11 protein-coding genes and 2 pseudogenes are annotated in these 12171 nt (G+C 63.9%); 1 reads left to right on the top strand and 12 read right to left on the bottom strand.

All coding sequences use genetic code 11. From position 1 onward, the window contains the following. Positions 1–141 precede the first annotated feature (141 nt). A pseudogene (locus RHBS_RS16100) lies at positions 142–426 on the bottom strand (hypothetical protein); the annotation flags it as partial. 68 nt (positions 427–494) lie between these two features. Here RHBS_RS16100 and RHBS_RS16095 point away from each other — a divergent pair. Continuing rightward, a complete protein-coding gene (locus tag RHBS_RS16095; RefSeq protein WP_187298516.1) occupies positions 495–1247 on the top strand; it encodes a hypothetical protein in 753 nt (250 codons plus the stop codon). A gap of 67 nt (positions 1248–1314) precedes the next feature. Here RHBS_RS16095 and RHBS_RS16090 read toward each other — a convergent pair whose 3' ends face one another. The 11 genes and pseudogenes from RHBS_RS16090 to RHBS_RS16045 form a co-directional block, all read right to left on the bottom strand. Next, on the bottom strand, positions 1315–2004 hold the full coding sequence (locus tag RHBS_RS16090) for a response regulator transcription factor (RefSeq protein WP_032393874.1): 690 nt from the start codon (positions 2002–2004) through the stop codon (positions 1315–1317). Then, a complete protein-coding gene (locus tag RHBS_RS16085; RefSeq protein ID WP_121873474.1) occupies positions 2001–3173 on the bottom strand; it encodes a cell wall metabolism sensor histidine kinase WalK in 1173 nt (390 codons plus the stop codon). Before RHBS_RS16085 ends, RHBS_RS16090 begins: the two co-directional genes overlap by 4 nt. 137 nt (positions 3174–3310) lie before the next feature. Continuing rightward, a complete protein-coding gene (locus tag RHBS_RS16080; protein WP_128646022.1) occupies positions 3311–4066 on the bottom strand; it encodes a phosphoglyceromutase in 756 nt (251 codons plus the stop codon). Further along, entirely contained in the window at positions 4063–5208 is a 1146-nt protein-coding gene (locus RHBS_RS16075; RefSeq protein WP_128646025.1) for a low temperature requirement protein A, read from the bottom strand. Before RHBS_RS16075 ends, RHBS_RS16080 begins: the two co-directional genes overlap by 4 nt. A 228-nt stretch (positions 5209–5436) precedes the next feature. Next, positions 5437–5844 carry a hypothetical protein gene (locus tag RHBS_RS16070; protein WP_237669273.1) on the bottom strand — a complete coding sequence of 136 codons (408 nt, stop codon included), beginning with the start codon at positions 5842–5844 and terminating at the stop codon, positions 5437–5439. A gap of 15 nt (positions 5845–5859) precedes the next feature. Next, positions 5860–6429 carry a DUF3558 domain-containing protein gene (locus RHBS_RS16065; protein WP_128646021.1) on the bottom strand — a complete coding sequence of 190 codons (570 nt, stop codon included), beginning with the start codon at positions 6427–6429 and terminating at the stop codon, positions 5860–5862. Between the two features lie 225 nt (positions 6430–6654). Continuing rightward, positions 6655–7089: a hypothetical protein gene (locus RHBS_RS32305; protein WP_374700617.1), complete on the bottom strand. Its 435-nt coding sequence runs from the start codon at positions 7087–7089 to the stop codon at positions 6655–6657. A 45-nt stretch (positions 7090–7134) separates the two neighbouring features. After that, positions 7135–8243, bottom strand: a pseudogene (locus RHBS_RS16060) (AMP-binding protein); the annotation flags it as partial. A gap of 99 nt (positions 8244–8342) precedes the next feature. Beyond that, positions 8343–9620 (bottom strand): ABC transporter permease, encoded by a 1278-nt coding sequence (locus RHBS_RS16055; RefSeq protein WP_128646020.1) that lies wholly within the window; start codon positions 9618–9620, stop codon positions 8343–8345. Continuing rightward, a complete protein-coding gene (locus tag RHBS_RS16050) occupies positions 9617–10846 on the bottom strand; it encodes an ABC transporter permease (protein WP_237669272.1) in 1230 nt (409 codons plus the stop codon). Before RHBS_RS16050 ends, RHBS_RS16055 begins: the two co-directional genes overlap by 4 nt. Next, positions 10830–12171 (bottom strand): ABC transporter ATP-binding protein (locus RHBS_RS16045; RefSeq protein ID WP_145977528.1); only part of this gene is annotated, 1342 nt, incomplete at its 5' end. The genes RHBS_RS16045 and RHBS_RS16050, both read right to left, overlap by 17 nt.

Raw genomic sequence — 12171 nt, 5'->3', positions numbered from 1 at the left:
CACCGGTCAGCTCGGCGACGGAGATGCCGCCCTTGACGCCGCGGCGACGGCGACCACCTGCGCTCAGGTTCGTCTTCTGACCGTTTCGGGCCAGTAGCTCGGCAACCGAGATCTGTCCGGTGTCCTCCGGGTTGGTGTCGCTCATCTCGAACGCCCCACCAGATCGCCGTCGACTTCGGGGTCCAGCTTCCTCAACATCAAACCTTCCTTCAGCGCCCACGGGCATATCTCGAGTGACTCCGCTGTCGATGCCCGCATGCTCGCCTCCGCTACCAGAGCCCCGGCCACCAGTTGTGGCGACCTGTCGGCGCTGACACCTTCCAATTCTGCACGGTCGGCCGCCATGATCCGCGATACGAACGCTACGAGTTGCCTCGAGCCGCGTCTGCAACGACGTCTAGCACCCCTATTCGCACATGCCCACGGTACTGGGTCTACCGTCGTCCTTTGTGACAGCAGGTCGTGAGCAGCAGTCCTTCGCTGCAGAGGTCGAGATGGATTTCCCTCGAGAATGGGTCGAGTTCCCGGACCCCGACAATTCGGAGCACCTCATCGCTGCGGATCTGACGTGGTTGTTGTCCAACTGGACCTGCGTGTTCGGAACTCCGGCGTGTCAGGGAACCGTCGAGGGCCGCCCCGACGACGGTTGCTGCTCCCACGGCGCGTTCCTGTCCGACGAGGACGACAAACGCAAGCTCGACGAGTCGGTGAAGTTGCTCACTCCGCAGGACTGGCAGCTGATGGACAAGGGTCTGGGCAAGAAGGGGTACGTCGAATACGACGATCTCGACGACGAGCAGTCACTGCGTACGCGGCGCTACAAGGGTGCCTGCATCTTCCAGAACCGTCCCGGGTTCGAGGGCGGAATCGGGTGTGCACTGCATTCGATGGCGCTGCGCAAGGGCATCGAACCGCTCGAGGTCAAGCCCGACGTGTGCTGGCAGCTGCCGATCAGGCGCACCCAGGACTGGGTGACGCGGCCGGACGGCTCGGAAATTCTCAAGACCACGATCGGCGAGTACGACCGACGCGGTTGGGGCGAGGGCGGTCTCGATCTGGACTGGTACTGCTCGGGCTCGCCCGATGCGCACGTCGGATCGAAGCAGGTGTTCGAGTCCTACAAGCCGGAATTGACCGAGTTGCTCGGTAAGGCCGCCTACGAGGAACTGGCGTCCCTGTGCAAGCGTCGCCGCGGTCTGGGTCTGATCGCGGTGCATCCCGCCACTCGTGAGGCGGAGCGTCGGTAGTGCCTGCGGCAGTGGTGTGAATACGTGCCTTGGAGGGCACTTATCCGCACCACTGCGCGCAGCGCACCTACCCCTCGAGTTTGTAGCCCAGTCCACGCACGGTCACGAGGTGTTCCGGCTTGGCCGGGTCGGACTCGATCTTCGAGCGCAGTCGCTTGACGTGCACGTCGAGTGTCTTCGTGTCGCCCACGTAGTCGGCTCCCCACACGCGGTCGATCAACTGTCCGCGGGTCAGCACTCGACCGGAGTTGCGGAGCAGATATTCGAGCAGGTCGAATTCCTTGAGCGGCAACGTGATCTGCTCGGATCCGACCATCACCACGTGGCGTTCGACGTCCATCCGCACCGGTCCGGCTTCGAGCACTCCGGTGTCGACTCCACCGTCGACCTCGGCATCGGATCCGCGCCGCAGAACTGCGCGGATGCGGGCGATGAGTTCGCGTGCCGAGTACGGCTTGGTGACGTAGTCGTCGGCCCCGAGTTCGAGCCCCACGACCTTGTCGATCTCACTGTCGCGTGCGGTCACCATGATCACGGGAACGCCTGAGCGCGAACGCAATTGCTTGCACACGTCGGTTCCGCTCATGCCGGGGAGCATGAGGTCGAGCAACACGATGTCGGCTCCTGCGCGATCGAATTCCGCTAGTGCCGACGGTCCGTCTCCGACGACGGTGGCCTCGAAACCTTCCTTGCGGAGCAGGAAGGCCAGTGGATCGGCCAACGACTCTTCGTCTTCCACGATCAGAACGTTGGTCACTGATTCTCTCTTTCTGTAACCGAAGCGTCGTCTTCTTCTTCGAAGTACGCAGGGATCTGGAGGGTGAAGGTGGATCCGGTGCCCAGCTTGCTCCACAGCGAAATGCTGCCGTTGTGGTTGGCTGCGACGTGTTTGGCGATGGCCAGGCCAAGGCCTGTGCCACCGGTTGCCCGCGACCGAGCTTTGTCGACGCGGAAGAATCTCTCGAAGACGCGTTCCTGGTCTCCCTTGGCGATGCCGATGCCGCGATCGGTGACGGCGAACGCCACATTGTCTCCGCGCAGGGCTCGGCTCACCGACACGGGCGCACCGTCCGAGGAGTAGGCGATGGCGTTCTGGATGAGGTTGGCCAGGGCCGTCACCAGCAGCGCTTGATCGCCGAGAACTTCGAGACCGCTCGGGTGGTCGGTGGTGACGGAGATCCCGGCGTTCTCGGCGGCGAGCTTGGATCGATCCATCGCCTCGTTGACGACGGTGTCGACGTCGACGACCTCGAGGTCGGGGAGCTTCTCGGCGCCCTGCAGTCGCGAGAGGGCGATCAGTTCGGTCACCATGTTGCCGAGTCGTTTGGATTCGGCGACGACCTTGCCGCCGAAGTGCCGGACGGAGTCCGGGTCGTCGGCCGATTCGAGCAGCGCTTCGGCCAGCAGGCTCATCGCGCCGACGGGTGTCTTGAGTTCGTGGCTGACGTTGGCCACGAAGTCCCGACGCGTCGCCTCCATCCGGACCTGCTCGGAGTCGTCGTCGGCGAACAGCACGACGAACCGCTTGTCTTCCTTGCTCAGCAGCCGCGCAACGCAGCGGACGGCGATCTTGTCCCGGCCGGTTCTCGGGTTCTTCGAGCTGAGGTCGACTTCGACGGGGTTGCCGTCGGCGAGGACCTTGAGCGCGGCATCCCAGGCCCGGTCGTCGATCAGACGGTTACGCACCAGTCCGAGCTCCTCGGCTCGCGGATTCGACAGGACGACGTCGTGAAATTGATCGACGACGGCGATGCCGCTCTCGGATGCGAGGACGATCAGGTCCAGTACCTGCGACATCGTCAGCCCGGAGGTGGCTCGGCGACGCTCCGAGTGTCGAGTGTTGAGGTACGGGATCAGAACACCGCCGACGAGGTATCCCACGAAGGCCGTGGCGATAGCCAGTAGTACGGCCGATGCGACACTCACACCGGAATCGTACGTTCGATGGACAGCTCACATACGCAGGGTGCAGGCATTTCCCTGGTCGTCATAGTCCCCGTCGGCAGTGTTCTTCGATCGTTCACCTGCAGTTACGACAAAACGTCGGTTTGTGCGAGGCGGAGTTACTTGCCGCCCTGGTTTGCCACGGCAGCTGCACCTGCGGCCGCTGCTTCGGGGTCGAGGTAGGTGCCGCCCGGGTTGGTGGGCGTGAGCTTTCCGCCCGACTCGGTGAGCTCGTATTTCAGCGGAATGCCGGTGGGGATGTTGAGTTCGGCGATGTCTGCGTCGGAGATCTCGTCGAGGTACTTCACGAGAGCGCGCAGCGAGTTGCCGTGCGCGGCGACGAGGACGTTCTTGCCGGCCTTCAGTTCGGCGACGATCGTCTCCTCGAAGTACGGGATCAGGCGCTCGACGACATCCGCCAGGCATTCGGTCAGCGGAACGCTGTCCAGGTCGGCGTAGCGCGGGTCGGCGTCCTGGCTGTGCTCGCTGCCGATCTCGATGGGCGGCGGCGGGGTGTCGTAGCTACGACGCCACAGCATGAACTGCTCGTTGCCGTACTTGTCCTTGGTCTCGGCCTTGTTCAGTCCCTGCAGCGCACCGTAGTGCCGTTCGTTCAGACGCCAGTCGCGGACGACGGGAATCCAGTGCCGGTCGGCCGCGTCGAGTGCAAGGTTGGCGGTGCTGATCGCGCGACGCAGCAGCGAGGTGTACAGCAGGTCGGGCAGGATGCCCGCCTCGGCGAGGAGCTGGCCTGCGCGCTTGCCCTCGGCCTCACCCTTCTCGGTCAGTCGCACGTCCACCCAACCGGTGAACTGGTTGGACGCATTCCATTCGCTCTCGCCGTGACGAAGCAGGATCAAGGTTCCGATACTCATGTGGTCAGTTTCTCATGCTCAGGCTGTGTTGGCCCGCGTGCGACGAGGACCGCGACGACCACAATCATGACGACTGCGGTGAGGGTGATCGGGATGGGGATGACGGGGTCGAACAGCACCAGAACCGCACCGGCGGGCACCACGACGTTCACGACGCGATCCGCGTTGGCGCGAATCGCGATCAGCCAGACACCGAGCACGAACACCGCGATCGGGATCGTGACGGTGAACGACGCGGCGACGTCGCCGAGCTTGCTGTGCTCGGTGAGCACGTCGATCTCGACCTCGATGCCGGCCGAGAACGCGCCTGCGGCCGCGAAGATGAAGTAGTGGGTGTAGCCGTAGAACAGCGAGCTGCCGAGCGTGCCGATCGCGCGGTGATGTGGGGGCCAGAAGTAGATCCACCACAGGCTCGCGGTGACGGCCAGAGTGAGGATCGAGATCGAGATCAACGGTGCCAGCGCGGTCTCGTCCTGTAGCGCTTCTTCGATGATGGCGTTAGCCGAGGCCAGCAAAGATTCGCCGAGCAGGATCAACGTGAACAAGCCGTAGCGCTCGGTGATGTGATGCGGATGCCAGGGTATTGCGCCTTTGCGCTCGGCGACCCAGGGAACCGATAGTTCGACAGCGACGAGTACGGCGAACCCGATCAGCGCCGGGACTCCGTCGAACACGAGCAGCCACAGCACCCACAGCACTTGCACCCCGGCGATTCCCGTCGCGTAGGTCAGTGCGGTCGTCCGGTACTCGGGGTTTCGCGCGGCGCGAAGCCATTGAGTCACCATCGTCACCCGCATCAGGACGTATCCGAGCACCGCGATCGTGAAGTTCTGCTCGGTGAATGCCGGTTCGATTCCGGCAGCGAGCACCAGGACTCCCGCCATCTGCACGACGGTCAGGACCCGATACAGCCAGTCGTCGACGTCGAACGAGGTAGCGAACCAGGTGAAGTTCATCCACGCCCACCAGATAGCAAAGAACACGAGGGCGTAGCTGAGGAGGCCGTCGGCCACGTGGTTCTCGGTCAGCGCGTGGTGAAGCTGAACGGCGGCGTTCGCCACGGCGACAACGAACACCAGGTCGAAGAACAACTCGAGCGGGCTCGCCGAGCGATGCGGTTCCTTAGGATCGCGCGGTCGCATCGGCACCAGACGGGCAACGGAGAGATTCACGATCGCAGACTAAGTCATCCGATTCGCCGGTGTTGTCTCGATTGTGTTGCGGGTTGTACATTGCCGACATTTCGGACATTGTTCGACGCTTCGCCGCGATGATTTCTGGGACCTCACACCCCTTTTTGCCGACCGAGCGCGCGCATTCACGTCGAATCCGGGGTGTGAGGTGTGCAGAAAGGGTGTGAGGTTGCGGACTCACTCCCCCAAGCCCGCCCCGATACCGCCGATCCGAACTCGCACACTCTGATCGACCTCTTCGGTCTCGACGAAATAGCGACGAAACACCGACCGCATCAATTCGATGACCTCGATGTGCTGCCTGATCGCAACAGCCGCCGACCGTTCTTCCCCATCAGCGAGTCGCTTGAACTTGCGACCCAGCTGCTGAGCCGAAGGAAGCGTGCCGAATGCGTCGAGATCGACGAGAAACTCCGTCTGTTGCACCATGCCCTCCAGGTGGGCAATGTACGTGGCGCATGCGGCGTCACACTGCGCCGCAACATCTTCCGGTATCTCCAGAACTCCGGCTTCGGCCTGATCCGACAGGTGTCGCCAGTACTGCATCGAGTCGAACAGATCCCCAGGGTTTTGTCCCATAGTCATGGCCTTCAGTTCAGTTCAGTTCGAAACAGGTGGCAGCGATGCGCGCGTGGTGCGCGCAATGTTCTCGATTTCCACACACGGATCTCGTTCTGGCTCGCTCGCCGCGCGAGTGTCGAGAACGAAGTACACCAATCCCTGTTCCACTTCGAACGCCATGCCACAACTTCGCCCGGCCGGACGGTCCGCGCGCAGAAACTCATGGCCGCCCAGTTCGTCGACCTTCGAGAACTGGCCGAAGCGGTCGTTGCCTCGCAGATCGTCCAATGAGTGGAAGCCCGAGAACACACCCAGGAAAAACCACGACCCGGGATCAGGGTCCGTCCAGATGCACGTTTTCCAGTCGGTGGACAACGGCGCGTCTCCGAACAGGTTCGTGCTCTTGCTGTCCACATCCAATCCCGCTGCCTCGATGGCACTGTCCGCGATGGTGCAGGGATCCCATGGCTCGTCTGCCACCGGCGTCGCAACCACCGAACTTGTTGCCGGCTCTGCAACCGGCGCACCCTCTGTCGCCCCGCCACATCCAGCGACCGACACCATCGCGCCGACCAGACCCGCCGCCCACCACCACCGCGTCACGCTCACACCGCTCCCCTTCGTCGAACCCACCCACCCCTTGGACGCAGCGAACGCCGACCCGGTTCCACGCAACCTCACACCCCCATTGCCGACCGCGCGCCCACGGTCAACTCAGATCAGCGGCGCGCGGTCGGGAAAAACGGTGCGAGGTTCCACCGAATACGTTGGCCCACAAACACAACACCCCGCCCCACCGAGTGTGGGACGGGGTGTTGTCGTGGAACGCCAGTCTTACTTTCCGGCCTCCGCGGCGCGCAGGTCCTTGCGCAGAATCTTGCCGGCCGCAGACTTCGGGACGATGTCGATGAACTCGACGCGTCGTACCTTCTTGTGCGGCGACACTCGCTCGGCGACGAATGCGATGATGCCTTCCTCGTCGATGGTGGCGCCCTGCTGGCGGACGACGAATGCCTTGGGGATTTCCTCGCCCTCGTCGTCGAGCACACCGATGACGGCGGCGTCGGCGATCTCCTCGTGCGTGAGCAGCAATGCCTCTAGCTCGGCCGGGGGCACCTGGTAGCCCTTGTACTTGATCAGTTCCTTGAGGCGGTCGACGATGTAGACGACACCCTCGGGGTCGACGACGGCGATGTCGCCGGTGTGCAGGTAACCGTCGGAGTCGAGGGTTTCTGCGGTGGCGGTGGGGTTGTTGAGGTACCCGACCATCACGTTCGGTCCCTTGACCCACAGTTCACCGGGCTTGCTCAATCCCTCTGCGGGCAGCTCGATCTCCTCGAGCGTGCCCGGATCGACGAGCTTGTTCTCGGTGTTCGCCAGCGGCTGACCCACCGAGCTGAGCGGCATGTCATCGCGGTCGAACGGGATGGCGTGGCTGACGGGGCTGAGCTCGCTCATGCCGTAGCCCTGACGCACCCGCGTGTTCAGACGCTTCGCGACGGCCTTGCCCAGTTCCTCGTCCAGCGGTGCCGCCCCCGAGAAGACGGTGTGCACACTGGAGAGGTCGTACTGATCGATCAGCGGGTGCTTGGCGAGCGCGACGGCCACCGGCGGTGCGATGAACAGGTACGTCAGCTTCTGATCCTGAATGATCCGCAGGAATTCGACGAGGTCGAACTTCGGCATGGTCACCAAATGCGCGCGCAGCTTCAGCGCGATGTTGAGCAGCACCGTCAGGCCGTAGATGTGGAAGAACGGCAGCAGCGCCAGGATCGCGTCGTCGCTGTCGATTCCGACGCGCGGTTCCATCTGCGCCACGTTCGCGACGAGGTTGCGGTGGGTGAGGATGACGCCCTTCGGCACACCCGTGGTACCGGAGGAGTAAGGCAGCACTGCGACGTGTGTGGCCGGATCGAACGAGACCTCGGGGGCAGTTGCGCCCTGGGTGAGCAGGTCGCGCAGGTTGGGGTGGCCCTCTGCGCCGTCGAGCACGATGACGTGATCGGCGTCGAGGCCGACCTTCTCCGCGGCGGCTTGGCCTGCGGGTACAGCGGGGAGACGGTGAACAGGAACTTCGCGCCCGAGCCGGTGAGCTGCTTGGCGATGTCCTCTGCCGTGTACAGCGCGTTGATGGTCGTTGCGGTTCCGCCTGCGCGCAGGATGCCGTGCAGCACCGACGCGAACGCGGGCACGTTCGGCGAGTGGAGTCCGACGACGTCGCCGACCTCGAGTCCGCGTGCGGCCAGAGCGCCTGCGATGGCGTCGATCTGACCGATCAGAGACTTGTAGGTGGTGACCGCACCCGACGTTCCGTCGATCAGTGCAGGCTTGTCGAGGTCGGACTCGGCGATCGATCCGAACAGGAAGTCGTAGACGCTGAGTTCGGGAATCTCGACATCGGGAAAGGGACTGCGGAAGCTCATGGCTCTCCTTCGAAAGGCTGCGGCAACAATGACCGAACCCTACAGTGAAAGCGGTCACAACGGACAGCGACCCTACCGCCGAGTCAGGTAGTGCGGACGCTAACTTCGGGACGCATACGGTTTGCCGGCTGCGGCGGGCCCTCGGACGTGGCCCACCAGGCCCGCGACGGCGAAAATGGTCACCACGTACGGCAGCATCAGCATGAACTCGCTGGGTACCGGCGAGCCGATGATGCCCAGTACGTTCTGCAGATTCGACGCGAACCCGAAGAGCAGTGCGGCCAGCGTCGCACGTACCGGATCCCAGCGGCCGAAGATCACGGCGGCGAGAGCGATGTAGCCGGCACCCGCCGTCATCTCCTTGCCGAACGCTCCGACGGAGCCGAGCGTGAAGTACGCGCCACCGAGTCCGGCGATGGCACCGGCGAGGCAGACGTTCCAGAATCGGGTGCGGGCTACATTGATTCCCACGGTGTCGGCAGCTTGCGGATGCTCACCCACGGCACGCAGTCGCAGACCCCATTTGGTGTGGAACAGCCCGAAGAACACGAGCGCGACGGCGATGTACATCAGGTACACGATCAGTGTCTGACGGAACAGCACCGGGCCGAGAATCGGAATCTGCGAGAGCACCGGAATGTCGATTCGCCCGAAACGCGGTGGTGAGTTGAGTGTCTCGGTGTTCTTGGTGAGCACCACCGAGTACAGGAAGCTGGTCAGTCCGACGACCAGCACGTTGAGCACCACACCCACGATGACCTGGTTGACGAAGTAGCGGATCGAGAACACAGCCAACAGGGACGCGGTCAACGCGCCGGCAACCAGCGCAGCGAGCAGCGCGACGTACGTGGAGCCGGTGATCGACGCGACGACGGCGCTGACGAAAGCACCTGCGAGCAGCTGACCTTCGATGGCGATGTTGATGACGCCGACGCGTTCGGAGATCACACCGCCCATGGCGCCGAAGATCAGTGGGGTGCTCAGAGCGACTGCGCCGATGAGCAATCCGGGAACGGGGATGGTCTCACCGTCCGCGGCCCAGGCCAGGAATCCGAAGACGAACAGCACGGCGAACACCGCGAGCAGCCACAATGGCGTCGAGCGGTGCTGCGCGGCCAGGAACGTCGCGTAGGCGGTGATGACGGCCAGCAGCACCACCACGACGAGACCGGTGCCGAACGACGGCACGCCCACGGCCGGCAGTGCGAAGAAGTCGTCCTCCGACGCCAAGGCGAATGTGCTTGTCCCCGAGCCCTTCTTGACGACGAACAGCACCAGTGCGAGCAGTGTCACGACTCCGAGGATCGACGGCACCTTCCAGCTGCGCCCGAGTACCGCCTCGGCGGGGGCACCGACGGACTCGGTAGAGGTGGTCACAGTGCACCCACCTTCGCGGTCTCGGCTTTCGCGAGTTTCTCTTCACCTGGTTTGGGCAATCGGAACACCGCTCGGACCAGTGGCGGCGCGGCGATGAACAACACGATCACCGACTGCACGACGAGCACGATGTCGATGGGTACGCCCTCGGCTGCCTGCATGGCGAACCCGCCGGCCTTGAACGCGCCGAACAGGATTCCCGCGAAGAACACTCCCCAGGGTTTCGATCGGCCGAGCAGTGCGACGGTGATGGCGTCGAATCCGATTCCGGCGTCGATGTCTGCGCTGAAACCGGTGGTGACGGTGCCGAGCACCTGCGCCACTCCGGCCAAGCCGACCAGTGCGCCCGACAGGATCATCGCGTACAGGTAGATCCGGTTGACGTTCATGCCTGCGACGCGGGACGCGTGCGGATTCTCGCCGACGGCGCGGAAGCGGAAGCCGAGACTCGATCGCTCGAGCAGCCACCACACCGCGATCGTGACAATGATCACCAGCACGAATCCGAGGTGCAGGCTGTAGCGGTCGCCGAAGAGCTTGGGGAACACCGCAGTCGACGCGATGGGCGCGGTCTTGGGATTGTTCGATCCCGGCGCCTGCAGAGCACCGGGAGTACGCAGCAGGTACGCGACGAGGTAGAACGCGATGTAGTTGAGCATGATGGTGACGATCACTTCGTGAGCGCCGGTGCGCGCCTTGAGGAATCCGGCAATACCGCCCCACACTGCACCGCCCAGGACTCCGGCGACGACGGCCACCAGCAGGTGGATACCCGCGGGCAGGTTCACTCCGAATCCCACCCAGCCTGCGCACGCCGCGGCGATCAGCATCTGTCCGCGGCCACCGATGTTGAACATTCCGACGCGGAACGCCAGTGCCACACCGAGTCCCGCAACGATCAGCGGGGTCGCGAACGTCAGCGTCTCCATCAGCGGCCGGATGCCGTTCTCGAATCCGGGGCGCCGGAAGTTGTACACGGAGCCCTGGAACAGCGAGGAGTACGCTCCCGCAACGGAATCCCAGATCGCCGTCAGCATGTCCGAGGGACGGGAGAAGAAGTACCCGGCCGATTCCTGTACGCCGGAGTTGGTGGCGGCGATGAGCACCGCACCGACGATCAGCGCGAGGAGTACCGCGAGAACCGAGATGATCGCGCTGCCGGTGAAGATCTGCCGCAACACGACATGAGACCTCGACGGCTGCTCGGCCTCACTCACTGCGCTCACCGCCCATCATCAAGCCGAGTGTTTCGCGGGATGTATCCCCGGGGACGATTCCCACGATTGCTCCTCGATACATGACGGCGATGCGGTCGGCCAGTGCGGCGACCTCATCGAGTTCGCTCGACACCACGATGACCGGGATCCCCGAGTCCCGGGTGGCGACGATGCGTTTGTGCACGAATTCGATGGATCCGACATCGATTCCACGAGTCGGCTGCGCTGCGACGAACAGTCGCAGATCACGGCTCAGTTCTCGCGCAAGCACCACCTTCTGCTGGTTGCCACCGGAGAGGCGTCCGACGGCGGTGCCGATTCCCGGTGCGCGAACGTCGAATTCACTGAGCTTCTCCGACGCGAACGTGTCCAGATACTCACGTTGCACCGCGCCGCGCCGCACGAACGGCATGCTGTTGGAGCGATCGAGCATCAGGTTCTCGGCGATGGAGAATTCACCCACCAGTCCGTCGACGGTGCGGTCCTCGGGGACGAAGCCGACGCCTGCGTCGAGCACGTCCTGCACCGTCGACCCGACGAGCGAGTTGCCGTCGAGACTGATCTTGCCGGATACGTTGTCCTGCAGGCCGAGTAGCGCTTCGACGAACTCGGTCTGACCGTTTCCCTGCACGCCGGCGATGGCGAGGATCTCTCCCGCCGCGACTTCGAGGCTGACGTCGTCGACGGTCTTGTTGCCCTGGGCGTCGAACACCGACAGGTTCTCGATCACCAGTGCCGCGTCCCCGGGCGTGGCCGGGTCCTTCGAGACCCTCAGCTGCACATCGCGTCCCACCATCAGTGCGGCGAGCTCGGTGTTGCTGGCGGTCGGCTTCGCTTCGCCGACGACCTTGCCGAGCCGGATGACGGTGATCTTGTCGGCCACTTCGCGTACTTCGCGCAGCTTGTGGGTGATGAAGACGATCGTGGTGCCCGACGCCGCGAGTTCCCGCATGATCCGCATCAGATCGTCGGTTTCCTGCGGCGTCAGGACGGCTGTCGGCTCGTCGAACACGAGCACCTTCGCCTCACGAGAGAGTGCTTTGACGATCTCGACCCGCTGCTGCACGCCGACGGGGAGGTCGTCGACGAGAGCATCGGGATCGAGGTCGAAGCCGAACCTCGCGGATATCTCCCGCACCAGCTTCCGCGCTGCCACGAGGTCGAGTCGTCCACCGAGCGAGGTGGTTTCGTTACCGAGCACGATGTTCTCGGCAACGGTGAACACCGGAATCAACATGAAGTGCTGATGCACCATGCCGATTCCGGCAGTCATGGCCTCGCCAGGTCCGGCGAAATTCTGCTCGACGTCGTCGAGCAGAATCTGACCCTCCTCG

Origin of the sequence: Rhodococcus sp. BS-15, from assembly GCF_000813105.1 — a bacterium.
Lineage (GTDB): Bacteria > Actinomycetota > Actinomycetes > Mycobacteriales > Mycobacteriaceae > Rhodococcoides.
This window is presented reverse-complemented; position numbering and strand designations above follow the sequence as displayed.

Coding starts and splice junctions, on each gene's coding strand:
- RHBS_RS16095 (WP_187298516.1), top strand. CDS start 495: ATGGATTTCCCTCGAGAATGGGTCGAGTTCCCGGACCCCGACAATTCG.
- RHBS_RS16075 (WP_128646025.1), bottom strand. CDS start 5,208: ATGCGACCGCGCGATCCTAAGGAACCGCATCGCTCGGCGAGCCCGCTC.
- RHBS_RS16080 (WP_128646022.1), bottom strand. CDS start 4,066: ATGAGTATCGGAACCTTGATCCTGCTTCGTCACGGCGAGAGCGAATGG.
- RHBS_RS16070 (WP_237669273.1), bottom strand. CDS start 5,844: ATGACTATGGGACAAAACCCTGGGGATCTGTTCGACTCGATGCAGTAC.
- RHBS_RS32305 (WP_374700617.1), bottom strand. CDS start 7,089: ATGGTCGGGTACCTCAACAACCCCACCGCCACCGCAGAAACCCTCGAC.